This is a genomic window from Pseudomonas sp. GW823-FHT02C02 (genome assembly GCF_058797635.1).
Window position 1 is genome coordinate 79,471 of sequence record NZ_JBXAJV010000005.1, and the last position, 26,337, is coordinate 105,807.

At 57.0% G+C, this 26,337-nt stretch carries 26 protein-coding genes; 8 read left to right on the forward strand and 18 right to left on the reverse strand.

What is annotated here, in order from left to right; genetic code table 11:
* Positions 1-187: 187 nt before the first annotated feature.
* The 3 genes from AC1ROI_RS10365 to algW all read right to left on the reverse strand — a co-directional run bounded on the left by AC1ROI_RS10365 (position 188) and on the right by algW (position 4,281).
* Entirely contained in the window at positions 188-916 is a 729-nt protein-coding gene (locus tag AC1ROI_RS10365; RefSeq protein WP_083375012.1) for a DUF4198 domain-containing protein, read from the reverse strand.
* A 12-nt stretch (positions 917-928) separates the two neighbouring features.
* A complete protein-coding gene (locus AC1ROI_RS10370) occupies positions 929-3,034 on the reverse strand; it encodes a TonB-dependent siderophore receptor (protein WP_102595289.1) in 2,106 nt (701 codons plus the stop codon).
* Positions 3,035-3,120: 86 nt separating this feature from the next.
* Positions 3,121-4,281: a Do family serine endopeptidase AlgW gene (gene algW / locus AC1ROI_RS10375; protein WP_010463285.1), complete on the reverse strand. Its 1,161-nt coding sequence runs from the start codon at positions 4,279-4,281 to the stop codon at positions 3,121-3,123.
* A gap of 102 nt (positions 4,282-4,383) precedes the next feature.
* Here algW and AC1ROI_RS10380 point away from each other — a divergent pair, with 102 nt between their 5' ends.
* The 4 genes from AC1ROI_RS10380 (at position 4,384) to cysN (ending at position 8,705) form a co-directional block, all read left to right on the forward strand.
* On the forward strand, positions 4,384-5,142 hold the full coding sequence (locus AC1ROI_RS10380) for a Nif3-like dinuclear metal center hexameric protein (protein ID WP_010463283.1): 759 nt from the start codon (positions 4,384-4,386) through the stop codon (positions 5,140-5,142).
* A gap of 247 nt (positions 5,143-5,389) precedes the next feature.
* The gene (cysD, locus tag AC1ROI_RS10385) at positions 5,390-6,307 is read left to right on the forward strand and encodes a sulfate adenylyltransferase subunit CysD (RefSeq protein ID WP_010463281.1); all 918 of its coding nucleotides are present in this window, start codon (positions 5,390-5,392) and stop codon (positions 6,305-6,307) included.
* 104 nt (positions 6,308-6,411) lie between these two features.
* Complete coding sequence (locus AC1ROI_RS10390; protein ID WP_010463279.1) at positions 6,412-6,753, forward strand: four helix bundle protein; 342 nt, start codon at positions 6,412-6,414, stop codon at positions 6,751-6,753.
* 53 nt (positions 6,754-6,806) lie between these two features.
* The gene (gene cysN, locus AC1ROI_RS10395; protein ID WP_010463277.1) at positions 6,807-8,705 is read left to right on the forward strand and encodes a sulfate adenylyltransferase subunit CysN; all 1,899 of its coding nucleotides are present in this window, start codon (positions 6,807-6,809) and stop codon (positions 8,703-8,705) included.
* 179 nt (positions 8,706-8,884) lie between these two features.
* On the opposite strand, the gene yihG is transcribed toward cysN, so the two are convergent.
* The 3 genes from yihG to AC1ROI_RS10410 are packed head-to-tail and all read right to left on the reverse strand — an operon-like array spanning position 8,885 to position 12,286.
* Complete coding sequence (gene yihG, locus AC1ROI_RS10400; protein WP_102595288.1) at positions 8,885-9,787, reverse strand: 1-acylglycerol-3-phosphate O-acyltransferase, YihG family; 903 nt, start codon at positions 9,785-9,787, stop codon at positions 8,885-8,887.
* Positions 9,788-11,887 carry a phosphate acetyltransferase gene (gene pta, locus AC1ROI_RS10405; protein ID WP_010463273.1) on the reverse strand — a complete coding sequence of 700 codons (2,100 nt, stop codon included), beginning with the start codon at positions 11,885-11,887 and terminating at the stop codon, positions 9,788-9,790.
* A 60-nt stretch (positions 11,888-11,947) separates the two neighbouring features.
* Positions 11,948-12,286, reverse strand: a complete 339-nt coding sequence (locus AC1ROI_RS10410; RefSeq protein ID WP_042932938.1) for a DUF3565 domain-containing protein — start codon at positions 12,284-12,286, stop codon at positions 11,948-11,950.
* Here AC1ROI_RS10410 and AC1ROI_RS10415 point away from each other — a divergent pair.
* The 3 genes from AC1ROI_RS10415 (at position 12,255) to AC1ROI_RS10425 (ending at position 14,636) form a co-directional block, all read left to right on the forward strand.
* Positions 12,255-12,740, forward strand: a complete 486-nt coding sequence (locus tag AC1ROI_RS10415) for an FKBP-type peptidyl-prolyl cis-trans isomerase (RefSeq protein WP_010463269.1) — start codon at positions 12,255-12,257, stop codon at positions 12,738-12,740. The genes AC1ROI_RS10410 and AC1ROI_RS10415 overlap by 32 nt on opposite strands.
* 123 nt (positions 12,741-12,863) lie before the next feature.
* Complete coding sequence (locus AC1ROI_RS10420; RefSeq protein ID WP_010463268.1) at positions 12,864-13,346, forward strand: glutathione peroxidase; 483 nt, start codon at positions 12,864-12,866, stop codon at positions 13,344-13,346.
* 186 nt (positions 13,347-13,532) lie between these two features.
* Complete coding sequence (locus AC1ROI_RS10425) at positions 13,533-14,636, forward strand: NADH:flavin oxidoreductase (RefSeq protein ID WP_077747433.1); 1,104 nt, start codon at positions 13,533-13,535, stop codon at positions 14,634-14,636.
* 116 nt (positions 14,637-14,752) lie between these two features.
* Here AC1ROI_RS10425 and AC1ROI_RS10430 read toward each other — a convergent pair whose 3' ends face one another.
* From AC1ROI_RS10430 to cysZ, 9 genes are all read right to left on the reverse strand, one after another.
* Entirely contained in the window at positions 14,753-15,952 is a 1,200-nt protein-coding gene (locus AC1ROI_RS10430; RefSeq protein WP_102599716.1) for a glycosyltransferase family 4 protein, read from the reverse strand.
* A gap of 81 nt (positions 15,953-16,033) precedes the next feature.
* The gene (locus tag AC1ROI_RS10435) at positions 16,034-16,585 is read right to left on the reverse strand and encodes an acyltransferase (protein ID WP_102594610.1); all 552 of its coding nucleotides are present in this window, start codon (positions 16,583-16,585) and stop codon (positions 16,034-16,036) included.
* Positions 16,582-16,992 carry a GtrA family protein gene (locus AC1ROI_RS10440; RefSeq protein WP_102594609.1) on the reverse strand — a complete coding sequence of 137 codons (411 nt, stop codon included), beginning with the start codon at positions 16,990-16,992 and terminating at the stop codon, positions 16,582-16,584. The genes AC1ROI_RS10435 and AC1ROI_RS10440 overlap by 4 nt, the downstream gene beginning before the upstream one ends.
* Entirely contained in the window at positions 16,989-17,900 is a 912-nt protein-coding gene (locus AC1ROI_RS10445; RefSeq protein WP_102594608.1) for a glycoside hydrolase family protein, read from the reverse strand. Before AC1ROI_RS10445 ends, AC1ROI_RS10440 begins: the two co-directional genes overlap by 4 nt.
* A complete protein-coding gene (locus AC1ROI_RS10450) occupies positions 17,897-18,562 on the reverse strand; it encodes an acetyltransferase (protein WP_102594607.1) in 666 nt (221 codons plus the stop codon). The genes AC1ROI_RS10445 and AC1ROI_RS10450 overlap by 4 nt, the downstream gene beginning before the upstream one ends.
* Positions 18,559-19,194: a class I SAM-dependent methyltransferase gene (locus AC1ROI_RS10455; RefSeq protein WP_102594606.1), complete on the reverse strand. Its 636-nt coding sequence runs from the start codon at positions 19,192-19,194 to the stop codon at positions 18,559-18,561. Before AC1ROI_RS10455 ends, AC1ROI_RS10450 begins: the two co-directional genes overlap by 4 nt.
* Positions 19,175-20,104, reverse strand: coding sequence for a glycosyltransferase family 2 protein (locus AC1ROI_RS10460; RefSeq protein ID WP_102594605.1), 930 nt, complete (start codon positions 20,102-20,104; stop codon positions 19,175-19,177). Before AC1ROI_RS10460 ends, AC1ROI_RS10455 begins: the two co-directional genes overlap by 20 nt.
* Positions 20,101-20,796 (reverse strand): WbqC family protein, encoded by a 696-nt coding sequence (locus tag AC1ROI_RS10465; protein WP_102594604.1) that lies wholly within the window; start codon positions 20,794-20,796, stop codon positions 20,101-20,103. Before AC1ROI_RS10465 ends, AC1ROI_RS10460 begins: the two co-directional genes overlap by 4 nt.
* 346 nt (positions 20,797-21,142) lie before the next feature.
* Positions 21,143-21,874, reverse strand: a complete 732-nt coding sequence (cysZ, locus tag AC1ROI_RS10470; protein WP_102594612.1) for a sulfate transporter CysZ — start codon at positions 21,872-21,874, stop codon at positions 21,143-21,145.
* A 314-nt stretch (positions 21,875-22,188) separates the two neighbouring features.
* Here cysZ and trxB point away from each other — a divergent pair, with 314 nt between their 5' ends.
* Positions 22,189-23,151: a thioredoxin-disulfide reductase gene (gene trxB, locus AC1ROI_RS10475; protein WP_010463259.1), complete on the forward strand. Its 963-nt coding sequence runs from the start codon at positions 22,189-22,191 to the stop codon at positions 23,149-23,151.
* Between the two features lie 94 nt (positions 23,152-23,245).
* Here trxB and AC1ROI_RS10480 read toward each other — a convergent pair whose 3' ends face one another.
* The 3 genes from AC1ROI_RS10480 to AC1ROI_RS10490 form a co-directional block, all read right to left on the reverse strand.
* Positions 23,246-24,529, reverse strand: a complete 1,284-nt coding sequence (locus tag AC1ROI_RS10480) for an NAD(P)/FAD-dependent oxidoreductase (protein ID WP_083375010.1) — start codon at positions 24,527-24,529, stop codon at positions 23,246-23,248.
* A 150-nt stretch (positions 24,530-24,679) separates the two neighbouring features.
* Entirely contained in the window at positions 24,680-25,513 is an 834-nt protein-coding gene (locus tag AC1ROI_RS10485; protein WP_077747458.1) for a transporter substrate-binding domain-containing protein, read from the reverse strand.
* 46 nt (positions 25,514-25,559) lie between these two features.
* Positions 25,560-26,288 (reverse strand): amino acid ABC transporter ATP-binding protein, encoded by a 729-nt coding sequence (locus AC1ROI_RS10490; protein WP_010463253.1) that lies wholly within the window; start codon positions 26,286-26,288, stop codon positions 25,560-25,562.
* Positions 26,289-26,337: the final 49 nt, after the last annotated feature.

Genomic DNA, 26,337 nt, shown 5'->3' on the forward strand with positions numbered 1-26,337 from the left:
TACTGTCATAAATGACAGTTCATTAGCTTTATTTGGAATAAGTTTCTGTTCTTGAATATCAAATACTTCAGGTGTGGCAGGAAGATAGTTCTGGCCGCGAAGAACCCTGACGCGATGCAGCTGTTACGCCACGCCATCGTTCTCCACGGGCAAGTCGGACCGCCGCACCGTGCGCGCCTACAGAGGGTTACTCGTGATGCGGTTCGCCCAGAAACGTCAGCGAACTGAACACCCCCCGCGTCGCCACATCCGGATTGTCCTTCAGCACGATCTCCATCTGCGCCGAAATCACGTTCAACCCTTCATTACGCACCACCACCTGCGCACGCCCGTCCTCATCTGTCTCGGTACTCAATGTATTCGGCGCACTTCGATAGTCGCCAATCAACTTCACCCCCGCCGCCGGCTTCCCATCCAATAACACCTGCACGGGCAGCAACTTGCCCGGTCCGACCGTCAGAGGATCAACCTCCGGCAGAATCAGCAGTTTCATCTGATCAAGCTTGGGTAACTTCGCCCCAGGCTGATAAATCGCCAGGCTGTATTTGAACGTCTGTGTCGACTCGATGGCCCCCGGCACTTTGCTGCGTCCTTCGTTGATCCATTTTTTATCCGCCGTTTGCGACCACATGCCGTTGTCCAGCGCCACCGCCATCACGGCAGGCGGCTTCAGCGGTTGCAGACGTGCGTGATCGGCCAGGCGCTGGACGGTCACCGGGATCATTTTGCCGTTGACGTCATAAGCCCAGGCGCCGCTGATTTTTTGTGCCTTGAAGGCGTTGTCTTCGGCGCCGTGGCCGTAAATCACTTCGATGTTGCCGCGACGCTGTTCGGTCCAGAGACCATGGGCCGAGACCTGGCCGGTAAACAACAGGCCGAGCAGCAGGCTGAGCAGTGCGGGTTTGAGGTTTTGCATGGGAACTTCCTTTTACAGATTGAGTGTGAGGCTGACGGTGAAATTGCGCGGCTCACCGGGGTTGACCCAGTAATTGCTGTAGGAGCGCTCGTAGTATTTCTCGTCGAAAAGGTTGTTCAGGTTCAGGCCGACAGTGACGTTTTTGCTGGCCTTGTAATGGGCCAGAAGGTCGACGGTGTGGTAGGACGGCAGCTCGAAATCGCTGCCGGATTCGCCTGAACGATCGCCGACGTAAGTGAACGCCGCGCCGACGTCGGAGCCTCGTAAATGGCCATCCTGAAATTCATAAACGCCCAGCAGGCTGCCGCTGCGCTTGGCGACGCCGAGGATTCGGCTGCCGGTGGGAATTACCTTGTCGCCCTCGGTGACCTCGGCGTCGATGTAGGCGAAGGCACCGATCACCCGCACGGCGTCGGTCACTTGCCCGGTGACTTGCAGGTCGAATCCCTGGCTGCGGGCCTTGCCCATGGCGCGGCTGGTGTCCGTGCCCGGGTCTAGTGCAAGGACGTTTTCCTTTTCAATATGGAAGGCGGCGAGGGTGGTGCTCAAGCGGTCGTCGAACAGCTCGCTCTTGATCCCGACTTCGTAACCGACGCCTTCTTCCGGGTCGAAGGATTGGCCGCCAGCGTCCAGGCCGTTGTTCGGCTTGAACGAGGTGGAGGCGTTGGCGAACAGCCCGACTTCGGGTGTCAGCTGATAAAGCAGGCCGGCCCGTTGGGTCAGTGCGTCGTGGCTTTGGCGGCTGGTGGCACCGCGGCTGTGATCGTCGATGCTTTGCTCGAAATGTTCGAAGCGTGCACCGAGCATGCCGCGCAGTTTGTCGGTGAAGACAATCTGGTCCTGCAGGTTCAGCGCCCGGCTTTCGACGTGTTCAAAAAGGTCGGTGCCGGAGCGCTTACCGTTGGGTTTCGGCTGACCGTAGACGGGTTGATAAATGTCGATAGCGTAGGGGCCGCCGGCAATGGTCGTGACCCGTTCGTTCTTGCGGAAGTTTTCATACTCGCTGCCAATCAGCAGTTCGTGCTGCCAACTGCCGAGGTCGAACAGACCGCGCAATTCGAGTTGGGTGATGCTGTCGTGCCAGTTTGTGTCGCGCTCGCGATAGCGCCGATTCACAGTGTGGCCGTCGGCACTCAGCGGGCGACTTTCGGAAGCGTAGCCCCAGAGTTTGCCTTCCTTGTAATGGCTGGCCAGGCGCAGCTTCCAGTTGTCATTGAGATGGTGTTCGAGGGCTGCTTGCAGCAGGTTGTTGTGGTTGTCGATGTTGCCGTCATTGGGTTCGCCAAGGAACGTCGAACGGGACACGCCACTCCATTTGTTGTTCGGCGCGACGATGCCGCGATCGAACGTGGAGCTGTGACGGACGAATTCGCTCTCCACCAAGAGGCTGGTGTCCGGGTTCAGTTGCCAACTGAAGGAGGGCGCGACAAACACTCGCTGGCTGTCGACGTGATCGCGGAAGCTGTGGTTGTCCTCGACGGCCAGGTTGATTCGCGACAGCACGTTGGCTTCGTCATCCAGCGGCGTGTTGACGTCGAGGGCGGTGCGATAGCGGTCCCAACTGCCGGCGCTGGTTTGCAGGGTGGTGAATGCTTCGGGCTGGGGTTTCTTGGTGACGATGTTCACCGTGCCGCCCGGATCGCCGCGCCCGTAGAGACTGGCGGCGGGTCCTTTGAGTACTTCGATGCGCTCGATGTTAGCGACGTCCGGGGTGCTCGGATAACCCCGGTTGGCGCTGAAGCCGTCCTTGTAGAATTCCGAGGTGGTAAAGCCGCGCACGCTGTATTCGTAAAGCGTCAGGCCTCCGAAGTTGTTCTGCTTCGACACACCGCCAGCAAAATCCAGGGCGCGCTCGACACTGGTGCTGCCCAGGTCATTGAGCACACTGACGGGAATCACGCTGATGGATTGCGGGATGTCGCGGATCGCGGTATCGGTTTTGGTCGCGCTGGCAGACCGCGTGGCACGGTAGCCCTGGACCGGGCCGGTGGGCGATTCGTAGTCGGAGGTGACGCTGATGGCGTCCAGTTCGAGGGTGCCGGGCTCTTCGGCGAAGACCGGATCCACCAGCAGGCCGAGGGCAAGACCTGCCACGGAAGCCATTGTGCGAGACGACATGTTATGTTGTTCCAATAGTGATATTGAAACAATATAACATGCCTAATGAGAATGTCTGCTGTTAGCCAGCGATCCTCGGGACAGGGTCAGTTTTCTTCTTTCTCTTTAACCGGCGCCGGCGGCGGACGCAGGCCGATCTCAGCCGTGAGCTTGAGCTCTTTGCCGTTGCGCATCACCTGAATGGTGACCTTGTCGGTCGGTTTGATTCGCGCGACCTGATTCATCGAACGCCGACCATCACCGGCCGGTTCGCCGTCGATGCTGAGGATCACGTCACCCAATTGCAGGCCAGCCTTCTGCGCCGGACCGTCACGGAAAATCCCTGCGACCACAATGCCCGGGCGCCCCGACAGACCAAACGACTCCGCCAGTTCCTGACTCAACGGTTGCACTTCGATGCCGAGCCAGCCGCGAATCACCTGCCCGTGTTCGATGATCGACTTCATCACTTCCATGGCCAGTTTGACCGGGATCGCAAAACCGATGCCTTGCGAGCCGCCGGACTTGGAGAAGATCGCCGTGTTGATGCCGGTCAGGTTGCCGTTGGCATCCACCAGTGCACCGCCGGAGTTGCCGGGGTTGATCGCAGCGTCGGTCTGGATGAAATCTTCGTAGTTGTTCAGGCCCAATTGGTTACGGCCAGTGGCGCTGATGATGCCCATGGTCACGGTCTGACCGACGCCGAACGGGTTGCCGATGGCCAGGGCGACGTCACCGATTCGGATGTTGTCGGAGCGACCGACGGTGATCGACGGCAGGTTTTTCAGGTCAATTTTCAGCACCGCGAGGTCGGTTTCCGGGTCGCTGCCGATGACGCGGGCCAGGGTTTCGCGACCATCCTTGAGCGCGACCACGATCTGGTCGGCGCCGCTGGTGACATGGTTATTGGTCAGCAAATAACCTTCCGGACTCATGATCACCCCGGAACCCAGGCTCGACTCCATGCGCTTCTGCTTGGGCGAGTTGTCGCCGAAGAAGCGCCGGAACTGCGGGTCTTCAAACAAGGGATGGTTCGGTTTGTTGATGACTTTGGTGGTGTACAGGTTCACCACCGACGGCGCGGCGATGGTGACCGCGTCGGCATAGGACACCGGACCTTGCTGCGTCGTGGTGGTTTGCGGGGCTTGCTGCAGGTTGACGTCGAGGCTCGGAAGCCCGACCCACTGCGGGTAACGCTGGATGATCAACAGAGCGATAAGCACGCCGGCCAACAGCGGCCAGCCGGAAAAACGCAGCGCCTTGAGCATTAAGCACGTCCTGAGAGGTTGCAGGCGGCATGAGACCGCCCATAATGTCGCGCATTATACGAGGCGCAGCTCGCCTCTGAACGGGATATTTAGGAGTCTTTTATGGCCGTCGCCTTGAGCACCCTGGTCGAAGAAGCCGATCGTTACCTAAACAGTGCCAGGATTGCCGATTACTGCCCCAACGGCTTGCAGGTCGAAGGTCGGCCGCAGGTGATGCGCATCGTAAGCGGCGTCACGGCAAGCCAGGCGTTGCTGGATGCCGCGGTCGAAGCTCAGGCCGATCTGGTGCTGGTGCATCACGGCTATTTCTGGAAAGGCGAGAATCCGTGCATCACCGGTATGAAGCAGCGTAGGTTGAAAACCCTGCTCAAGCACGACATCAGCCTGCTGTCCTATCACTTGCCGCTGGACCTGCACCCGGACGTCGGTAACAACGTGCAACTGGCGCGTCAGCTCGACATCACGGTCGAAGGGCCCCTGGATCCGGACAATCTCAAGGTTGTCGGCCTCGTTGGCTCGTTGAGCGAACCGATGACGCCCCGTGATTTCGCTCGCCGAGTGCAGGAAGTCATGGGCCGCGAGCCGTTGCTGGTCGAAGGCAGCGAGATGATCCGCCGGGTCGGCTGGTGCACCGGTGGCGGCCAGGGTTACATCGATCAGGCCGTGCTGGCTGGCGTCGACTTGTATATCAGCGGTGAGGCGTCCGAGCAGACCTTCCACAGCGCCCGGGAAAACGACATCAGCTTCATCGCCGCCGGCCATCACGCCACCGAGCGCTATGGCGTGCAGGCGCTGGGTGATTACCTGGCCCGGCGGTTTGCCCTTGAGCACATCTTCATCGATTGTCCGAATCCGATCTGATTACCACCAAAAATCAAATGTGGGAGTCTGCTGGCGATAGCTGCATCACATGCGACATTGATGTGACAGATACACCGCAATCGCGAGCAAGCTCGCTCCCACTGGGTCTTTGGTGCCCAAACGAGGGGGTATATTCATATACCCTTTCGATCTAGCTCGCGTCCTGATTAGAAGAGGACGCTGTGCTAGGATTCCTCGCTCGAACACGGCCCGCTGGCCGTCCATAAGATCGTTTTCGTGAGTAGCCATGGTCGACAAACTGACGCATCTGAAACAGCTGGAGGCCGAAAGCATCCACATCATCCGCGAGGTCGCCGCCGAGTTCGATAACCCGGTGATGCTGTACTCCGTCGGTAAAGACTCCGCCGTGATGCTGCACCTTGCGCGCAAGGCATTCTTCCCGGGCAAACTGCCGTTCCCGGTGATGCACGTCGACACCCGGTGGAAGTTCAAGGAGATGTACGCGTTCCGCGACCGCATGGTCGAAGAACTCGGCCTTGACCTGCTGGTACACGTGAATCCCGATGGCGTCGCGCAGGGCATCAACCCGCTGACCCACGGCAGTGCCAAGCACACCGACATCATGAAAACCGAAGGCTTGAAACAAGCTCTCGACAAGTACGGCTTCGACGCCGCTTTCGGTGGCGCTCGCCGCGACGAAGAGAAGTCCCGTGCCAAAGAGCGCGTGTACTCCTTCCGTGACACCAAGCATCGCTGGGACCCGAAAAACCAGCGCCCGGAACTGTGGAACGTCTACAACGGCAACGTTAACAAGGGCGAATCCATTCGTGTGTTCCCGTTGTCGAACTGGACCGAACTGGACATCTGGCAGTACATCTACCTCGAAGGCATCCCGATCGTGCCGCTGTATTTCGCCGCTGAACGCGACGTCATCGAGATGAATGGCACCTGGATCATGATCGACGACGAACGCCTGCTCAATCACCTGAGCGACGAAGACAAGGCGCGCATCGTCAAGAAAAAAGTCCGTTTCCGCACGCTGGGTGACTACCCGCTGACCGGTGCGGTCGAGTCCGAGGCCACCAGCCTGACCGACATCATTCAGGAAATGCTCCTGACGCGAACTTCCGAACGCCAGGGCCGGGTCATCGATCACGATGGCGCAGGCTCGATGGAAGAAAAGAAACGTCAGGGGTACTTTTAAGCTTCGAGTTACAAGCGGCAAGCTGCAAGTTAAGGGCGGTATGCGTAATTTCGTAGTTTGGTGCTTGTGGCCGGTTGCTGCGAGTCGTTATCGGATGACTCGCAATGGATTTCGAGAAGCTGATTGTCTGGCAGAGAAGTAAGTGTTTGGCGGTAAGGATCTACAGGGAGTTTGCGAGATGTGGGGATTTTGGCTTCAAGGATCAAATTACCCGCTCCGCACTATCGGTGCCTTCCAATATTGCTGAAGGGATGGAGCGTTGTGGTGCCAAGGAAAAAGTACATTTTCTTTGGGTGGCAAAAGCCTCGTGTGGTGAGTTGCGCACTCAGATCCTCATCGGCCGTGATATTGCCTACATTACTGATCCTCTGGCTGACGATTGGATTAAAGAAACCCGCGAGCTTTCAAGAATGCTATGCGGCTTGATCAACAAAATTTCTGAGTAGCTGTACGCCGACAAGCTTGCCGCTTGAAGCTTACAGCTTGGAGCTCGAATGCAATGAGTCACGCATCTGATTTGATCAGCGAGGACATCCTCGCCTACCTGGGCCAGCACGAACGCAAGGAAATGCTGCGCTTTCTGACCTGTGGCAACGTCGACGACGGCAAGAGCACCCTGATCGGGCGCCTGCTGCACGACTCCAAGATGATCTACGAAGATCACCTGGAAGCCATCACCCGCGACTCGAAAAAAGTCGGCACCACCGGCGAAGACATCGACCTGGCGTTGCTGGTCGACGGCCTGCAGGCCGAGCGTGAGCAGGGCATCACCATCGATGTCGCCTACCGCTATTTCTCCACCGCCAAGCGTAAATTCATCATCGCCGACACCCCCGGCCATGAGCAGTACACCCGCAACATGGCCACCGGTGCGTCCACCTGTGACCTGGCGATCATCCTGGTCGACGCCCGCTACGGCGTGCAGACCCAGACCCGCCGCCACAGCTTCATCGCCTCGTTGCTGGGCATCAAGCACATCGTGGTCGCCATCAACAAGATGGACCTCAACGGCTTCGACGAAACCGTGTTCGAGTCGATCAAGGCCGATTACCTGAAGTTCGCCGAAGGCATCGCGTTCAAGCCGACCACCATGGCCTTCGTGCCGATGTCGGCATTGAAAGGCGACAACGTGGTGAACAAGTCCGAGCGCTCGCCGTGGTACACCGGCCAGTCGCTGATGGAGATTCTCGAGACCGTCGAGATCGCCAACGACCGCAACTACACCGACCTGCGTTTCCCGGTGCAGTACGTCAACCGTCCGAACCTGAACTTCCGTGGCTTCGCCGGCACTCTGGCCAGCGGCGTCGTGCACAAGGGCGACGAAGTCGTTGTGCTGCCGTCGGGTAAGAGCAGCCGCGTGAAATCCATCGTCACTTTCGAAGGTGAGCTGGAACACGCAGGTCCTGGTCAAGCGGTGACGCTGACCATGGAAGACGAGATCGACATCTCTCGCGGCGACTTGCTGGTGCACGCCGACAACCAGCCGCAAGTGACCGACGCCTTCGACGCCATGCTGGTGTGGATGGCCGAAGAGCCGATGCTGCCGGGCAAGAAATACGACATCAAGCGCGCCACGAGTTACGTGCCGGGTTCGATTACCAGCATCGTCAATCGTGTTGACGTGAACACCCTGGAAGAAGGTCCTGCCAGCTCGTTGAACCTGAACGAGATCGGTCGGGTCAAGGTCAGCCTCGACGCAGCCATCGCACTGGACGGTTACGCCAGCAACCGCACCACCGGTTCGTTCATCGTCATCGATCGGTTGACCAACGGCACCGTGGCCGCCGGCATGATCATCGCCCAGCCGTTGGCGCATGGCAGCAGCACGCACCACGGCAAACTGGCGCACGTGGCCACCGAAGAACGCGCCCAGCGTTTCGGTCAACAACCGGCCACCGTGTTGTTCAGCGGCTTGTCGGGCGCGGGCAAAAGCACCTTGGCTTACGCGGTTGAACGCAAACTGTTCGACTTGGGTCGTGCGGTGTTTGTCCTTGATGGTCAGAACCTGCGTCACGACCTGAACAAAGGTCTGCCACAGGATCGCGCCGGGCGTACCGAAAACTGGCGTCGTGCCGCGCACGTTGCGCGTCAGTTCAACGAGGCCGGTCTGTTGACCCTGGCGGCCTTCGTGGCGCCGAGTGCAGAAGGTCGTGAGCAGGCTCGGGAACTGATCGGCAAGGAGCGTCTGCTGACGGTCTACGTCCAGGCCTCGCCGACGGTCTGCGCCGAGCGTGATCCGCAAGGCTTGTACGCGGCGGCGGGGGATAACATCCCGGGCGATTCCTTCCCGTATGACGTGCCGCTGGACGCCGACCTCATCGTCGACACCCAGTCGCTGTCGCTGGAAGAAAGCGTCAAGCAAGTGCTGGATCTGCTGCGTAAGCGTGGCGCGATCTAAGCGTTAGCCGTTAATAAAAAACCCGCCAATGAGTGATCATCGGCGGGTTTTTTTGTTTCTGTTCGGACGCCTTCGCGGCAAGCCTCGCTCCTACGGGTTTGTGTCGCGTCATAGGTTGCGATCACCCCAAATCCGTAGGAGCGAGGCTTGCCCGCGAAGAGGCCGGCACAGGCGCCTGATTACTTCGCCGGATACTCCCGATGCATCTGCCCAAGCAACGCATCCTTGTCTTCCCACAACTGATTGATCCAGCCCTGAAACTGCAACCGATACTCCCCATCCTGGTCGTAGTTCTTGCCAATGAACTGCGGCGGAATCTTCAGTTCCTGAAAGTGCACCACCACATCCTTCACATTCCCGCACAGCAGATCCCAGTAACCGGGACGCCCGGCCGGGTAGTGAATGGTCACGTTGACGATCGACTCAAGCTGTTCACCCATCGCATCCAGCACAAACGCAATGCCGCCAGCCTTGGGCTTGAGCAGGTACTTGAACGGTGATTTCTGCTGCGAATGCTTGCCTTCAGTGAACCGGGTGCCTTCGACGAAATTGAAAATCCCCACCGGGTTATGGCGAAACTTGTCACAGGTTTTGCGGGTGGTTTCCAGGTCTTTGCCTTTCTTCTCCGGGTGCTTTTCCAGGTAGGCCTTGGAATAGCGCTTCATGAACGGAAAACCGAGCGCCCACCAGGCCAGGCCAATCACCGGCACCCAGATCAGTTCCTGTTTGAGGAAGAATTTCAGCGGCTGGATGCGCCGGTTGAGCACGTACTGCAACACCATGATGTCCACCCAGCTCTGGTGGTTGCTGGTGATCAGGTACGAGTGCTTATAGTCCAGCCCTTGCAGGCCACTGAGTTGCCAGCGGGTGCGGCAGACCAGGTTCATCCAGGCCTTGTTGTTGCTGATCCAGGCTTCATGGGTGTGGCTCATCAACCAGAGCGAGAAGCGCTGGGTGAGGGCAAAGGGCAACACCTTGATGATCGCTACGCAGAACAGAAACGAGCACAGCAGAATGGTATTTAACGCCAGCAACAACGATGCAATCACGCCGCGCACGGCGGCAGGTAGAAAAGCCAGCATTTAAAGATCCAAAGGTCGGTTGGCAGCTTGAATCGCGGTCAGCGCGATGGTGTACACGATGTCATCGACTTGCGCGCCGCGCGGCAGGTCGTTCACGGGTTTGCGCAGGCCTTGCAGCATCGGCCCGAGGCTGACGCAATCGGCACTGCGCTGCACAGCTTTGTGCGTGGTGTTGCCTGTGTTCAGGTCGGGGAACACGAACACCGTGGCGCGCCCGGCGACCTGGCTGTTCGGCGCCAGTTGCCGGGCCACGGTTTCGTTGGCGGCGGCGTCGTATTGCAACGGGCCGTCGATCAGCAGCGAATTCTGTTGTTCGTGGGCGAGCAGCGTCGCTTCGCGAACCTTTTCGACTTCTTCGCCGCTGGCCGATTCACCGCTGGAGTAGCTGATCATCGCCACGCGCGGGGTGATGCCGAATGCGGCTGCCGAGTCGGCGCTTTGCAGGGCGATCTCGGCCAGTTCGCTGGCGCTCGGGTGCGGGTTCATCACGCAGTCGCCGTAGACCAGCACTTCTTCGGGAAACAGCATGAAGAACACCGACGACACCAGCGTGCAGCCCGGCGCCGTCTTGATCAGCTGCAGGGCCGGGCGGATGGTGTTGGCGGTGGAGTGGATGACCCCGGAGACAAGACCGTCGACTTCATCCAGCGCCAGCATCATGGTGCCGATCACCACGGTGTCTTCCAGTTGTTGCTCGGCCATCGGTGCGTTGAGGCTTTTGCTTTTGCGCAGCGCAACCATCGGTTCGACGTAGCGCTCGCGAATCAGGTCCGGGTCGAGAATCTCCAGCCCCGGCGGCAGCTCGATGCCCTGGGCGCGGGCCACGGCTTCGACGTCTTCCGGTTTCGCCAGCAACACGCAACGAGCGATGCCGCGCGCCTGACAGATCGCCGCCGCTTGCACGGTCAGCGGCTCGCTGCCTTCGGGCAGGACGATGCGCTTGTTGGCGGCCTGGGCACGCTGGATCAGTTGATAACGGAACACCGCGGGCGACAGGCGCATTTCGCGCGGAGTGCCGCAACGCTGGTGCAGCCAGTTGGCATCCAGGTGACTGGCAACGAAGTCGGTGATGATCTCCGCGCGCTCGCGGTCGTCGATCGGGATTTCCTTGTTCAGACCGTTCAACTGGTTGGCGGTGTCATAGGAGCCGGTGCTCACCGACAACACCGGCAAGCCCGCCTGCAATGCGCCACGGCACAGGTCCATGATGCGCGGATCGGGCAGGGTGTCGCTGGTCAGCAACAGGCCGGCCAGCGGCACGCCATTCATGGCGGCGAGGCTGACGGCGAGGATGATGTCGTCGCGATCGCCGGGGGTCACCACCAGCACGCCGGGCTTGAGCAGCTCCACAGTGTTGCGCATGGTGCGGGCGCAGATGATGATTTTGGTCATGCGCCGGGTTTCGTAATCGCCGGCATTGAGAATCTGCGCGCCCATCAGGTCGGCGACGTCGCGGGTGCGCGGCGCGTTCAATTCCGGCTGGAAAGGAATGCAGCCGAGCAGGCGAAAATCACCGCTGCGCAGCAACGGCGAATGTTCCTTCAAGCGCGAAGCGAACGCCTCCATGCTTTCGTCGGTCTTGACCTTGTTGAGGATCACGCCGAGGACTTTCGGATCTTTGGGGCCTCCGAACAATTGCGCCTGCAATTCCACGCGGCCAGACAGTTCGGTCAGTACTTCGTTTTCCGGTGCCGAGACCAGGATCACTTCGGCGTCGAGGCTTTTTGCCAAGTGCAGATTCACCCGCGCGGCGTAACTGGCGCTGCGGGTCGGGACCATGCCTTCGACGATCAGCACGTCCTTGCCGACGGCCGCTTGCTGATAAAGGGTGATGATTTCTTCGAGCAGCTCATCCAGCTGACCGTCGCCAAGCATACGCTCGACGTGAGCCAGACCGAGTGGCTGCGGCGGTTTCAAGCCGTGGGTGCGCGCCACCAGTTCGGTGGAGCGTTCCGGGCCGGTGTCACCCGGATGCGGCTGGGCGATCGGTTTGAAAAAGCCGACTTTGAGGCCGGCGCGCTCAAGGGTGCGCACCAGCCCGAGGCTGATGGAGGTCAGTCCCACACCAAAATCGGTGGGTGCGATAAAAAAAGTTTGCATGCGGATTCTCTAAGGGTGCATGGCAATGGCGATCATCTATAGCTGACGATCTACCGAAATTCAGTCGCCAAGGTTATCGCTAACCGAGGCCTGTGCGCACCAACCGCAATCAAAGGGCTGGCCTATTTTTTCAATACGTTGCGCGGGGTCCAGGACCCAGGCGCGAGATTGCCACGGCGGCTGGTGGCGCAGGTGCTGGGTGTGACCGCAGGAAAGCTCGGCCACCCAGTGCCCGTCCTCATCTTGATGGAAGCCTGTGACCGTCGAGCCTTTCGCCGTCATCCGTCTGTCCGGGTTGTGTTCGCTTTCGGGCGATTGCTTCGCTAAACTTGGCCATTCTTCATTCTTATGCAAAAGGTCTCGCCCCATGCTGATCGCCGCCAATAAGGCTGTCTCCATCGACTATACCCTGACCAACGACGCTGGTGAGGTCATCGACAGCTCCGCCGGCGGCGCGCCGCTGGTCTACCTGCAAGGCGCAGGTAACATCATCCCGGGCCTGGAAAAGGCACTGGAAGGCAAAGCAGTCGGCGACGAGCTGACCGTAGCCGTTGAACCTGAAGATGCCTATGGCGAATATGCTGCCGAACTGGTCAGCACCCTGAGCCGCAGCATGTTCGAAGGCGTCGACGAACTGGAAGTGGGCATGCAGTTCCACGCTTCCGCGCCGGACGGCCAGATGCAGATCGTTACCATCCGCGATCTGGACGGCGACGATGTCACCGTCGACGGCAACCACCCGTTGGCCGGTCAGCGCCTGAATTTCCAGGTCAAGATCATCGCCATCCGTGACGCCAGCCAGGAAGAAGTCGCTCATGGTCACGTCCATGGCGAAGGTGGCCATCACCACTGATTTTCTGCGCTAAGCTCAGAGAACTGGAGAGGCGCCCGAGGGGCGCCTTTTTAGTCCGCGGCTGTCCCTGGCGACATCGCCAAGTGGCTGTTTCGAGTAGAACACGGGAATCTGGAGTTCGTCATGAGTGCTTTTCACGACCTTAAATTGACAGCCCTGGATGGACAGGAGCTACCGCTGGCACCCCTCAAGGGGCACGTCGTGCTTGTGGTCAACGTCGCTTCCAAATGTGGCTTGACCCCACAATACGCGGCGCTGGAAAACCTCTACCAGCAATACAAGGACAAAGGCTTCAGCGTGCTGGGCCTGCCGTGCAACCAGTTTGCCGGGCAGGAACCGGGTACCGAGCAAGAGATCCAGGAATTCTGCAGCCTCAACTATGGCGTGACCTTTCCTTTGTCCAGCAAGCTGGAAGTCAACGGTCACGATCGTCATCAGCTGTACCGTTTGCTCGCGGGCGAGGGTGCGGAGTTTCCGGGGGACATCACCTGGAACTTCGAAAAATTCCTGCTGGGCAAGGACGGCCGAGTGCTGGCGCGGTTCTCGCCGCGCACAGCGCCGGATGATCCGACGGTCATCCATGCGATTGAAAAAGCGCTGAGCTAAATACAGAAACATCAAAAGATCGCAGTCTTCGGCAGCCTTACGGGTGTTCACCTTCCCCGTAGGAGCTGTAGGAGGCTGCGATCTTTTACTTTTGGATCTTAATCACCCAAATCAATAGTGCTGTTCAAGGTTTGCGACTCTCCATATTATCGCCGTCATAAAGTCATTTTCCCCGTGGAGCGTCCCATGCCCGTCAAAGCCCTGTTCAAACCGTTCCACCTCGGCAGCCTCGAACTGCCGACCCGTGTCGTCATGGCGCCGATGACCCGCTCCTTCTCCCCGGGCGGCGTACCCAATTCCAAAGTGATCGAATACTACCGTCGTCGCGCCGCTGCCGGCGTCGGCCTGATCGTCACCGAAGGCACCACCGTCGGGCACAAGGCCTCTAACGGCTATCCGAACGTGCCGCATTTCTACGGTGAGGCCGCGCTGGCCGGCTGGAAGAAAGTGGTCGACGCAGTCCACGCCGAGGGCGGCAAGATCGTTCCGCAGTTATGGCATGTGGGCAGCGTGCGCCGCATCGGCACGGAGCCGGATGCCAGCGTGCCGGGTTACGGTCCGTCGGAGAAATTGAAGGACGGTCAGGTCGTGGTTCACGGCATGACTAAACAAGATATCCAGGACGTGATCGCCGCGTTCGCCCAAGCCGCTAAAGACGCCCAAAGCATTGGCATGGACGGCGTGGAAATCCACGGCGCCCACGGTTACCTCGTGGACCAGTTTTTCTGGGAAGGCAGCAACCAGCGCACCGACGAATACGGCGGCAGTCTGGCCAACCGTTCGCGTTTTGCCATCGAATTGATTCAGGCTGTGCGTGCAGCCGTCGGCGAAGGCTTCCCGATCATCTTCCGTTTCTCGCAGTGGAAGCAGCAGGATTACACCGCGCGCCTGGTGCAAACACCGGAGGCGCTGGGGGAATTCCTCAAGCCGCTGTCCGACGCCGGTGTGGACATTTTCCACTGCTCGACGCGTCGGTTCTGGGAACCGGAGTTCGACGGTTCCGAGCTGAACCTGGCCGGCTGGACCCGCAAGCTCACAGGCAAGCCGACCATCACAGTGGGCAGCGTTGGCCTGGATGGCGAGTTCCTGCAGTTCATGGTCAACACTGACAAGATCGCGCAGCCGGCCAGCCTGGAAAAACTGCTGGAGCGTTTGAACAACGACGAGTTCGATCTGGTGGCGGTAGGGCGTGCGCTGCTGGTCGACCCGGACTGGGCGCAGAAAGTGCGTGATGGTCGTGAGGAAGACATCCTGCCGTTCAGCCGTGAGGCGTTGATGACCCTGGTTTAAGCAGCGACTGGAAGGGCCTCTTCGCGAGCGGCTCGCTCACACAGGTTTTGTGCATGACGCAGAACCTTTGTGGGAGCGAGCCTGCTCGCGAAGACGGATTCAATGTCACCCACCAGTCAGGATAAGGTCTGTGCCTCAGGCACCGCCAACTCCCCCACACAAGCCCCCCGCAATTGCCCCTCGAACTGATCGATAATCGCCGCCCAGCCCTGACGACTCGCATGCTGGCGCGCATTGAGCCGCACGCAACGCAAGGTTTCGCGCTCCTCCAGCAACCACGTCGCAGCATCGCAGAACGCCTCTTCGTCCCCCGGCATCGCCAATACGCCGTTGTAGCCATGGCGAATGTGTTGAGCCGCAGCCGCCTGATCGTAGGCCACCACCCCCAATCCCGACGCTAATGCTTCAAGCACCACATTGCCGAAGGTTTCGGTCAGGCTCGGAAACAGAAATACGTCCGCTGACGCATAGTGACTGGCCAACGCTTCGCCTCGTTGTGAGCCGCAGAAAATCGCGTCAGGTAGCTCCTTCTCCAAAAAACCTCGCTGCGGCCCGTCGCCGACCACGATCAATTTCAGTTTGCGCTGTGGATAAGTGGCCTTCAGGCCGTCAAAACAGCGCTTGAGCAAGCCGAGATTTTTCTCCTGCGCCAGGCGTCCGACGTGGATGACCGCGATGTCTTTCTCGGCGAGCCCCCACTGTTCGCGTAAAGATTGCAGGCGTTTGACCGGATGAAACAATTGGCTGTCGACCCCTCGGGACAACAACGCCAGACGTTCGAAATGACGCCGTTCCAGTTCCAGTCGCTGGCTGATGCTGGGCACCAGAGTCAACGTCGAACGGTTGTGAAACCATCGCAGGTAATGAGTCAGCAAGCGCGACAGCAGGCCGAGCCCGTATTGATTGGAGTACTGCTGGAAATTGGTGTGAAAGCCGCTGACCACTGAAATCCCCAAACGCCGCGCCGCTCGCAACGCCGACAATCCCAGCGGCCCTTCCGTGGCGATGTAGAGCACGTCCGGACGATGACGTTTCCAGCGCCGCAGCAGCTTGTGCATCGACGACTGACCCCATTGCAAACCCGGATAGCCCGGCAATGGCCAGCCGCGACACAGCAACAGCTCATCGCTGCTGGCCGCCAGAAGATCGCAGCCCTGACGCGGCCGCACCAGTTCGACCTGATGCCCGCGCGCGCGCAAGCCATCGCACAAGCGGCCGAGGGTATTGGCCACGCCGTTGATTTCCGGTGGGAAGGTTTCGGTGATGAGGGTGATATGCAGAGCTGTCGTCATGACCCCAGTGTCGGCTGGGGACATGTCGTCGATGTGACGGCGGGATGATGGATTTGTGACCGAGTGGCCGCCGAGTCAACAAACTTTCGGTGTCGTGCTGAACGTTTATTTACCTTGGGTCAGTATTCTGGCCTTTATGACCTTCGCAGGGTTCCCTACGGCAACGGTATAAGGCGGAATGTCTTTTGTCACTACGGAGCCAGCACCAATAATGGCGCCTTCACCTATGGTGACGCCGGGGAGGATAATGCTCTTACCGCCGATCCACGCGTGTTTTCTCACTATTACGGGCGCGGAGATATCGGGAAGATGGAGGGCGGTGTAATCATGGCCTGAAGAAAAAATAATGACACCTGGTCCAAGTACTACATGATCCTCCAAGGTTATGACACCTTCATCGGTTTGCATGGATGGATACAATTCACAACCCCGATTGATTGCCACCCCGTTTCCAAGAGAAACACGCCATGGGTATCTGACAAAACTTTTATAGTCCAGCATTGTCTCGTGTCCGTATGTTTTGAACACAAGGCGAAAAATAAAGTTTCTGATAAAGTGTGGAAGTAGATCCACGACGATCCATAACATGCCGGAAAGGTAACTGAACATGGAGTAGACAAAAACAACCAGATTTCTCTTTTTTATAGGGTTCTTCATAAGTTATCGCTTTCATGAACATAAAACTTATTGGCGAGGTAGAACAGGACGGAAATCAGAACGACCGAGATAATTTGAATCAACCATGCTGGCGCAGTGTACAGGTCAACAAATACATACAGCATTAGCATGTTTAAAACGTAACCTGCCAGCAGCATGATAAATAAACGGATCAAACTCGTGCGAATCTGCACGGCACTGTCAAAGACCAGTTTTCGATTTAGGCCAAAGCTGACCAATGCGCCAATGACATAAAGAACGGATGCCGCGAGTTTAGGTTCCATTCCTGCATGCAGCAGTACGAGAAATGCAACGTAGCCGCCGGCGTTGACGAGTGCGCCAACCAGGTAATATCTTGCGAGTTGAAGTAAATCGAGTGAGGTGAAGCATTGAAAATAATGTTTCATGATTCGAGTACAGCCAGACCAAATCCAGTAATACCATAATTGTTGCCATTGTATAGCATGTAGCGTTTGCCATCATGGTCAAAGACAAAGGGGTACTCAATCATCTCGGAGTCCCAGCCAGTTTCCGATACATCAATGCCTACCCGGTCATCTATTCTTGTCCAGCTAATACCATCTGCTGACTCGGCGTAACCGATTCGGTAGGATTCGCCGCGATAGGAATACCACATTTTCCAACCATCCTCGTCATGTATGACTGATGGTCTGGAGATCGCATGCTCTTTATCATGAGCATAATCGATCGCGATTTTACCTTCGCGTATCCAGTTTATGCCGTTAACAGATTCAGCATATTTTATATGGTACTTGTGCTTGGGCACTCCGTTTACCATTTGCCATTCGGTGCAGGACAAATACCACATTCTCCACTTACCATCCTCAACCAAAACGCAAGGTGTGGCGGTGAAGTGGGGTTCGAACATCGAGCGGTCTACAATCGGGCCAGGCGAATAACGCTTGAATGCATGGCCTGATGTGCTTGTTGCAACACCGATGGAATTTCGGAATGGAACTGTCAATCCTAGGTTCCAGCCTTGATAATACAAATAACGTATGTCGTCTTTTTTCAGAAGCCAGCAGCCCATTGCACCGCTGTCATCAAACTCACCCAGCGACCCAGGAACAAGTACAGGATCCTCGGAAACATTCAATACCTTGAAGGGGAACCTGATATCCACGTCGACAAAAGCAGTATGAGAGCGGCTCTGGGTATCGCGAGCAGTAAAGTAAATACGAAATACATCATCAACCAGATGCTCGCAGAATGGCACGGCTGCATGACTGTGCATCCATGGCGAATCTCCGGAAGGAGTGTAAATGTGTCCAAGTTTTCGCCATTGATGGGTCATATCTTTCTCAACTTGCTGCTTGGAACTCTTGACCGTTCAGTTGCAGGGCCTATGTACACGCCTTCTGCTTCGACATCGGTCAGTATTAAAGTGCCGGCGCCAATTACACTTCGCTCACCGATTTTTATGTGGTCACGCAGAGTTGCATTGACGCCAATAAAACATTGCTCAGCTATCTCGACTCCGCCAGAAACAACGACGTGCGAGGCGACAAAGCAATGATCATGTATCGTAGAGTGGTGACCAATATGATTTCCACTCCATAATGTAACATTGTTGCCTATTGTCACAAAAGGCTGGAGGGTGTTGTCCTCCAGAATAAAGCAGTTCTCGCCAATGGACTGCTCGTTCAAAATTGTTGCACGCGAACTGATATAGCTGGTCAATTGGTAGCCTAACGCTTTGGCTGCTAAATACTTTTCTTTTCGCACGGTATTGATTTTGGAGTAGCTCAATGCTACAAAAAAATCATTGGATTCAGGGGGGTACTGTTTGTGGATGTCTTCGAAAGGAATAACGGGCAAGCCACAAAATTCATGTTCGGCTATGTAGGATCTGTCGATAGTAAAAGCGACAACGTTATAGTCGGAATCAGTGCGGAAATAATAATAGGCAAGCTGGGCAATATCGCCGAAGCCGAAAATCACCAGATTTTTTTTCATGCTGCCTTCCTCACAAGAATAGTAAATTCATAGAGGTCATAGTCATGCAGGATCGCTACATTTCGGGAGTAACGCTTCTTGCATAGATCGAACAAAGCGCAGGGATCGGCGTAATAAAGGTAATCGCGCATTTTATCTGCATCTGAATACGATGTGAGACAGTTAAAGGCGAAGCCGGACCGGCTCGTTCGATCAAGGGCGTCTAGTGTTTCTTCGACGTAGGCTAACCATTCAACATCTGAACGACCTTGGCGAACATTGAAAATACCGCTCGCAATGGAATAGTCAGAAATGACATCTGGTTCTCCCGCCAACACAAATCGCGCCTGTGGCATATCTTTGTAACGCTCTGTGGCTGCGTCAATCATACCCTGGGAAATATCGATGCCGGTGTAGGCAAAGGATGTGTATCTTTCATTCAGGCAATCATAAAGCGCTCCGTATCCGCACCCCAGATCGTTCACGGAGAAGCTGTCACTTTGCTTGATGATTTTAAATAATTGCTCAAATCTCAATATTTGACTTTCAGTGCCATTCCAGTCAACACCCTGAGGTGTCTCTCCATGTTGAGATAGTTTGTCTGAATAATAGTTGGCAACTTCGTTCAGTAATTCATTCTTGTTCTTTTGCATAAATCTGCCTCACTATTGTGTAGGGGCGCTGCTTGGTCTCAGAGAATATCTTTGAAAGATAGATTCCAACGACGCCGATAAACGAGATGATCATTCCACCCAGCAACCAGATGGATGCCATGACTGAAGTCCAACCGCTGACCGGTTGCGCCAAGAATAACCAGTGCAGGATCAGATAGGTAATATAAATAGTTGCAAGTAGAGAGATTGAGATGCCAATGTAAAATATGCCGATCAGCGGTGCATTGCTGAATGAAGTTACGGAATTGACCAGTAACGACATCTTTTTACGAAATGTATAGGTTGTCTCACTCGTGTTGTGTTTTTTTACATACAGCGGGTGTTGATCAAAACCGGTGATGTACCATAGGCCGGCCATGAAAATCTCTCTTTCCGCGTGACGCAGTAGCGCTTCAACATAACGGTGAGTCATCAACCGAGCAGTGACAACATTCTTGGGTAACGCTAACCCGGTGAGTGCTTTGAACAAATGGTAAAACCACTGCCCACTCCATGACTCGATCCGCCCGCCCTTACGTTTCTCCTGAACGCCATAGACTACGTCACACTCGTTGTGATTTATTTGATCGGTAAATGGCAGCAACCACTCTGGTTCTTCTTCCAGATCACTGTCTATTAAAAATACCTGTTCGCCTTTTGCATGGGCAAGGCCTGTCATCATTGCCTTGTGATGACCGAAATTTCTTGAGAGATCAACCACGACAACGTGATGGTCTGCTTGTGAAAGCTGAACTGCCAGTTCCAGGCTGTTATCGGGCGAGCCATCGTTGACAAATACAATTTCAAAGTCCTCTCCCGCAACTTGTCGGGCAGAAGCGCAGGCACGTTGATAAAACTCTGCGATGTAGGGTGAAGACTGGTATAGCGTAGCAACGATAGAAAGTTTCATGGGCTGACATGTCTCATGAATTGGTATGAGCCTTTCCCGCAATTGAACAATAAGTCGAGAATCGTTACGCCGTGCGTGAATGCTCCCCAGAGTTGAGGGTATTCACCATAGTCAGAATAATCGAACCAGTTTAGCTTAATGTTCAGCTGATTGAATACCGTTTCGTCAACATAGTCCTTTGCAGAGGGTCCTGATATATATTCCGAAGCGCCTGCCTGGACGCACAGATCGGCCAGACGTTCTGTTTTACCGTTCAGCAACGTGTAATCAGATGAGCTACTAATCAATGTCTTTATGCCGAGGTATTGGCAGATAGCTTGAATGAAAAGTAGATTCAACTGGGATATATGACTGTAGCTGTCGGCCTTGTAGAGAGGCTCTAACCAAGAGGCTATTTCACTAAAGTGGGGCGCGCGACGGTAGTTTTGCTCTAGAGACTTCCAGTGTGCCTCCATCCAGTCGGAGCCATCAATCTCGGTTTCGTTTATTTTTTGATGGTACTTCCCTTTTACCTGCACTGGAACGGTCAACCACTGCACACCTTGCGGAGTTTTTATCTGATTGCGATTGCGCCAATCACGACGGGTGTACTGCATGTCGTCGTAGAGAATAAACTCGTCTACTGCGGCGATCATGTCGAAGTATCCCTTCCACGGGATGTAGTTAGATTGGAGAATAGCAACTTTTTTCAATGCACATGTCCCGTCTGCTTCGTTTTGCCGACATGGAAGTCGGACCGTTTTCCACGGGTTCAAGTAGCACCAGTAACGGTTTTTTCGCGCTCGCGGTTCGTAAAATGCTCACCAGGTAAAAGCGAGTTTTTACTTCCTTTTTCGACGGTCACTGAACCGCTACTGCGCGTACTGGCTGTGCCTGCTTTCCGTAAATGCCGCTACTTTAATGCTGGAGGGAGGGGGTGTCACTTTTTTCACCCATTGTTGAATGGATACCCTGCATTCGGGTGGCTGGAAAAAACAGGCTTTTCAGTAAGATTCAGAGACCTTGTTGCGTGAAAGCTGTGCCCCGGATGCTCTGACCTTAATTTCCGCGCTCACGCACCCAGAACAGCGTCGCCCCAGCCACAGCCGCCGGCATCATCAGGATGTTGACCACCGGAATCAGCAACACCAGGTACACGATCCCGCCAAAACTCATGCTCTGCCAGCGCTTCTCGCGCAGCCAGGCGAGCATTTCGTTCCAGCCCAGTTTGTGGTTGTCCGCCGGGTAGTCGATGTACTGGATCGCCATCATCCACACCCCGAACAGCAGCCACAGCGGCGCGGCGATGATGTTGACCACGGGGATGAACGAGAGAATGAACAACCCGATTGCCCGCGGCAGGAAGTAGCCGAGTTTGCGCATTTCCCGGGACAGAGTGCGCGGGATCATGGCGACCAGTTCACCCCAACTGAACGCCGGGAAGTCATCGGTGCCACGCACCACCACTTCGACCTTCTCCGCCAGGAAGCCGTTGAACGGCGCGGCGATGACGTTGGCGAGCATGGTGAAGGTGAAAAACACCATCAGAACCACCAGCACGACAAAAATCGGCCAGAGGACGTAACTGAGAAAACTCAGCCAGTCGGGCAGGGACGGCATCAGCGTATCGACCCACAGGCTGAATTGATGGCTGGCCAGGTAGATCAATCCGACGAACAGCACGAGGTTGATCACCAAGGGCAACAATACGAACAAACGCAGGCTGGGGCTCAAGACCAATTTGAGACCTTCGCGCAGGTATTGCGGGCCGGACAGAACGGGGGCGGGCATAACGTGCTCCGAGCAAAGGGTAAACGCGCCGACCTTACCGGCTTTGCCTGACAGGCGAAAGCGCGGCAGCGACATCGACATTAACTGTAACAAAGGCGCCTATAAATCCATCGTGACCGGATAGAGACCGCCTATGAGCTGGATTGTTAAACCGTATTTCCTTAATCTTCGCCCCCTCGATACGCTGCACCCATTCTTTTTACAGGACTGTCGAACCCGAGCCTTCCCCAAGGCTTTCAACGGTCCTTTTTTATTCCCGCCGGCAACCCGGCGTTCCGCGCCAGGTGTTCCGGGCCGGTCAACAGGAGCAGGTCATGTCTGAAGTCCGTCATTCGCGAGTGATTATTCTCGGTTCCGGCCCTGCCGGTTACAGTGCTGCGGTCTATGCCGCCCGTGCCAATCTCAAGCCACTGCTGATCACCGGCATGCAGGCCGGCGGTCAATTGACCACCACCACCGAAGTCGACAACTGGCCGGGCGACGTCCACGGCCTGACCGGCCCGGCGCTGATGGACCGCATGAAAGAGCACGCCGAGCGTTTTGAAACCGAGATCGTTTTCGATCACATCAATGCCGTGGACTTCGCTGCCAAGCCGTACACCCTGATCGGCGACAGCGCGACTTACACTTGCGACGCCCTGATCATCGCCACCGGCGCCAGCGCCCGTTACCTCGGCCTGCCTTCGGAAGAAGCGTTCATGGGCAAAGGCGTATCGGCCTGCGCAACTTGCGACGGTTTCTTCTACCGCAACAAGCCAGTGGCTGTGGTCGGCGGCGGCAACACCGCTGTTGAAGAAGCGCTGTACCTGGCCAACATCGCCAGCACCGTGACCCTGGTCCACCGTCGCGAAACTTTCCGCGCCGAGAAGATCCTGATCGACAAGCTCAATGCCCGCGTTGCCGAAGGCAAGATCATCCTGAAGCTGAACGCGAACCTGGACGAAGTCCTGGGCGACAACATGGGCGTCACCGGTGCCCGCCTGAAGAACAACGACGGCAGCTTCGACGAGCTGAAAGTCGACGGCGTGTTCATCGCCATCGGCCACACCCCGAACACTTCGCTGTTCGAAGGCCAGCTGACGTTGAAAGACGGCTACATGGTTGTGCAGGGCGGCCGCGACGGCAACGCAACGGCCACCAGCGTCGAAGGCATCTTCGCTGCCGGTGACGTGGCTGACCACGTTTACCGTCAGGCCATCACCTCGGCCGGCGCCGGTTGCATGGCGGCACTGGATGCCGAGCGTTACCTCGATGATCTGCAGAACGCCAAGTTCTGAAATCGTTGAAATGAAAAAACCGGCTTCGGCCGGTTTTTTTGTGCCCACAGCAAAAGCGTTCACCAGACCCCTGCAGGAGCGAGGCTTGTGTTGGTCAACCGCGAAACCGTTCCTGGACGAAGTCCATGACCTTCAGCGATTGATAGATCGCATTGGCGGCAACGCGCCCGAACGGCCCACCGTTCCAGTCCAGCAAGTACGGCTTGAACAGTTCATGCCGAGCAGTTTCCCCGCACACCGCTTCAGCAATCACCCTGCCGCCAATCGAACCGGTATTCAGTCCATGACCGCCAAATGAAGTGCACGCCCAGACACCTGGTTCCAGCCATCCCAGGTTGGGCATTTTGTTGGTGGAATACCCCATCAGACCGGACCAGGCCAATTCGATCCTGACCGGCGCCAGTTGCGGATACACCGACACCATGTCGGCCTTGAGCATGGCCGCCAGGGCTTTTTCATTCTGTTCGTGACGGGTCGTGATACGTCCGCCCCACAACAGGCGATCGCCTTCGACAATGCGGTAATAGTCCGAGGCGCGACGGTCATCGGAAAACGCGGCGCCTGACTCGAGAACGCTTTTGATCGAATCGCCCAGGTGTTCGGTCAGCACCACGTAGGTGGCAATCGGCAGGTAGGCGCGGCTGAGCTTTTGCAGCTCCGGCCCGCCGTAACCGCCGGCGCAGAACACCAGGTCCTGACAGCGCACGCTGCCGTGAGCGGTCTGGACAATCTTGTCGGCCCCTTCGCGACGCCAGGTGAGCATTTTGGAGTGTTCGAAAATGCGACTGCCCGCCGCTTCAATGGCAAGGGCCAGGCCCAGGCAATAATTCAACGGGTGGAAATGCAGAGCGTTCGGATCCTCCACACCCTGGAAATAACGTTGGGTATGCGCCCGTTCGCGGACCTGGGCGGTGTCGAGGAAGTTGAGTTCGTAAGCGAAGTCGCGGCGCATTGTGTCGATGTGGTTTTTCACGCTGGCGCTGTCGTCGTAGCGCTTGACCCGGATTGTGCCGGCGGACGGATTGCAGCCGGTGAGGGCCAGTTCGGCGATGTTGCGGCGGACAATCTCTACCCCTTCAACCGACATCTGGAACAGCGTTCTGGCGTTTTCCAGTCCCAGTTTTTTGCGGATCGCTCCAGACCCTTCGGCCCAGCCCGGCGAGACCACGCCGCCATTGCGGCCGGAGGCTCCCCACGCGACCTGATGGGCTTCGAGGATGATCACACGCTTGCCGCGCCGGATCAGTTCGAGGGCGGCGGTGAGGCCGGCGATGCCGGCACCGATGATGCAGACGTCGCAGGTTTCGTCGGTGTTCAATTCGGGCCTGGCCGCACGGGGCAGCGAGGTTTGGGAATACCAGGTGTTGGGGAAGGACATGGTCGATCCTTGATAAGTTGCCGGACATTCAAGCGAGGGCTGGCCTTCGTGGGAGCGAGCCTGCTCGCGATGGCGGTCGAACACTCAACATTAATGCTGAATTTGATGGCCTCATCGCGAGCAGGCTCGCTCCCTCAGGGGAGGGCGGTGTTACTTGATGGTCGAGTAGTCGACGCCGTACCACTTGTCCGACAGTTTGGTCAGCGTGCCGTCCTTGTGCATTGCGCCGATGATTTCACTCAGTTTCGCCTTCAGCTCCGGGTCACCCTTGTCGGTGGCAACGGCCAACGGTTCGTAGAACACCACGCCGTTGTCGACAGCGCGTAATGGGTAACCCTTCTTGACGGCCGCATCCAGCGTGCTGCGTTGGGTGAGGATGGCGTCCAGTCGAGCACCGTCGCCCAGGCGCAGATCGTCCAGCGGTCCGACGGAGCCGGCGTAGGTCTTCATTTTTTCGGTTTTAACGTCGTAGACGACGGGTGGCACGTCAGTGGTTTCGATGGCCAGTGCCTGGCTGAAATAGTCCTCGGACGTCGTGCCGCCCTCGACGCCGATGGTTTTGCCATTCAACGCCTTGTGGTCGGTGACCGTGGATTTGTTGTGCACCGCAAACACGTAGGGCACGTAGTAATAGGTGCCGGGAAAGTCGAGAATCCGCGCACGGCTCTTGGTGGCGGTCATCGAGCCGACGGACACGTCCCAGCGGCCATTCCACTTGCCGGCGGTAATCACATCCCAGTCGGGCGTGATGAATTTGGCCTCGACGCCGAGACGCTTGGCGATCTCCTTGGACACGTCGATATCAAAACCGTCGATTTCATTCTTGTCGTTGATGAACCCCTGCGGGGGCCAGGTCGCCGAGGTGGCGACGGTCAACGTCTTGCTGCTTTCGATCTTGTCCAGAACGGCACCGGCGTTCGCGGCGCCGACGAACAACAGTGACAAGGCGGCAGCAAGGGTGATTGCGGGTTTTTTACTGAGCATGTCCATCTCCACTTTTCGTTATTGTTATGCGGGGGTAAAGCGCTTCTCAGTGACCGATGATCTGCGACAGGAATTTCTGTGCGCGTTCGGTCTGCGGGTTTTTGAAAAACTCGGCCGGGGTGGCTTGTTCGATCACCTGGCCCTGATCCATGAACAGCACTCGGTCGGCGACCTTGCTGGCAAAGCCCATTTCGTGGGTCACGCAAATCATCGTCATGCCGTCGGTGGCCAGCTCGCCCATCACGTCCAGCACCTCGTGGACCATTTCCGGGTCCAGCGCCGAGGTTGGTTCATCGAACAGCATCACTTTGGGGTTCATGCACAGCGCCCGGGCAATGGCCACGCGCTGCTGCTGGCCGCCGGACAGTTGCGACGGATATTTGTGGGCATGCTCGGCAATCCGCACCCGCTCCAGATAGACCTGCGCGCGTTTTTTCGCCTCGGTGGCCGACACGCCTTGCACCAGCTGCGGGGCCAGAGTGAGGTTGTCCATCACGCTCAAGTGCGGGAACAGGTTGAAGCTTTGGAACACCATGCCGATTTCGCTGCGCACGGCGCTGACACTTTCCGCTTCACTGGTGAGCGTGATGCCGTTGACCTGAATGTGGCCCTTCTGGAAATTTTCCAGGTGGTTGATGCAGCGGATCATTGTCGATTTGCCCGAACCCGACGGGCCGCACACCACCAGGATTTCGCCGGTGGCGACGTTCAGGTCGACGTCGCGCAGGGCGTGAAAGTTGCCGTACCACTTGTTCAGACCGGTGATTGAAATCATCGAGGGACTGGTCTGCGCAGCAGGGGCCAGGTCGCGTTGTTGGGCGGTA

Excerpts from the sequence above, each read along its gene's own strand:
- AC1ROI_RS10455 (WP_102594606.1), bottom strand. The coding sequence starts at position 19,194 with ATGCAAAAGAACAAGAATGAATTACTGAACGAAGTTGCCAACTATTAT.
- cysN (WP_010463277.1), top strand. The coding sequence starts at position 6,807 with ATGAGTCACGCATCTGATTTGATCAGCGAGGACATCCTCGCCTACCTG.
- AC1ROI_RS10485 (WP_077747458.1), bottom strand. The coding sequence starts at position 25,513 with ATGCTCAGTAAAAAACCCGCAATCACCCTTGCTGCCGCCTTGTCACTG.
- pta (WP_010463273.1), bottom strand. The coding sequence starts at position 11,887 with ATGCAAACTTTTTTTATCGCACCCACCGATTTTGGTGTGGGACTGACC.
- AC1ROI_RS10370 (WP_102595289.1), bottom strand. The coding sequence starts at position 3,034 with ATGTCGTCTCGCACAATGGCTTCCGTGGCAGGTCTTGCCCTCGGCCTG.
- AC1ROI_RS10390 (WP_010463279.1), top strand. The coding sequence starts at position 6,412 with ATGGATTTCGAGAAGCTGATTGTCTGGCAGAGAAGTAAGTGTTTGGCG.
- cysZ (WP_102594612.1), bottom strand. The coding sequence starts at position 21,874 with ATGCCCGCCCCCGTTCTGTCCGGCCCGCAATACCTGCGCGAAGGTCTC.
- cysD (WP_010463281.1), top strand. The coding sequence starts at position 5,390 with ATGGTCGACAAACTGACGCATCTGAAACAGCTGGAGGCCGAAAGCATC.
- AC1ROI_RS10480 (WP_083375010.1), bottom strand. The coding sequence starts at position 24,529 with ATGTCCTTCCCCAACACCTGGTATTCCCAAACCTCGCTGCCCCGTGCG.
- AC1ROI_RS10410 (WP_042932938.1), bottom strand. The coding sequence starts at position 12,286 with ATGGAGACAGCCTTATTGGCGGCGATCAGCATGGGGCGAGACCTTTTG.
- AC1ROI_RS10445 (WP_102594608.1), bottom strand. The coding sequence starts at position 17,900 with ATGACCCATCAATGGCGAAAACTTGGACACATTTACACTCCTTCCGGA.
- AC1ROI_RS10415 (WP_010463269.1), top strand. The coding sequence starts at position 12,255 with ATGCTGATCGCCGCCAATAAGGCTGTCTCCATCGACTATACCCTGACC.
- AC1ROI_RS10460 (WP_102594605.1), bottom strand. The coding sequence starts at position 20,104 with ATGAAACTTTCTATCGTTGCTACGCTATACCAGTCTTCACCCTACATC.
- yihG (WP_102595288.1), bottom strand. The coding sequence starts at position 9,787 with ATGCTGGCTTTTCTACCTGCCGCCGTGCGCGGCGTGATTGCATCGTTG.
- AC1ROI_RS10435 (WP_102594610.1), bottom strand. The coding sequence starts at position 16,585 with ATGAAGAACCCTATAAAAAAGAGAAATCTGGTTGTTTTTGTCTACTCC.
- AC1ROI_RS10380 (WP_010463283.1), top strand. The coding sequence starts at position 4,384 with ATGGCCGTCGCCTTGAGCACCCTGGTCGAAGAAGCCGATCGTTACCTA.
- AC1ROI_RS10440 (WP_102594609.1), bottom strand. The coding sequence starts at position 16,992 with ATGAAACATTATTTTCAATGCTTCACCTCACTCGATTTACTTCAACTC.
- AC1ROI_RS10430 (WP_102599716.1), bottom strand. The coding sequence starts at position 15,952 with ATGTCCCCAGCCGACACTGGGGTCATGACGACAGCTCTGCATATCACC.
- trxB (WP_010463259.1), top strand. The coding sequence starts at position 22,189 with ATGTCTGAAGTCCGTCATTCGCGAGTGATTATTCTCGGTTCCGGCCCT.
- AC1ROI_RS10490 (WP_010463253.1), bottom strand. The coding sequence starts at position 26,288 with ATGATTTCAATCACCGGTCTGAACAAGTGGTACGGCAACTTTCACGCC.
- algW (WP_010463285.1), bottom strand. The coding sequence starts at position 4,281 with ATGCTCAAGGCGCTGCGTTTTTCCGGCTGGCCGCTGTTGGCCGGCGTG.
- AC1ROI_RS10425 (WP_077747433.1), top strand. The coding sequence starts at position 13,533 with ATGCCCGTCAAAGCCCTGTTCAAACCGTTCCACCTCGGCAGCCTCGAA.
- AC1ROI_RS10365 (WP_083375012.1), bottom strand. The coding sequence starts at position 916 with ATGCAAAACCTCAAACCCGCACTGCTCAGCCTGCTGCTCGGCCTGTTG.
- AC1ROI_RS10450 (WP_102594607.1), bottom strand. The coding sequence starts at position 18,562 with ATGAAAAAAAATCTGGTGATTTTCGGCTTCGGCGATATTGCCCAGCTT.
- AC1ROI_RS10420 (WP_010463268.1), top strand. The coding sequence starts at position 12,864 with ATGAGTGCTTTTCACGACCTTAAATTGACAGCCCTGGATGGACAGGAG.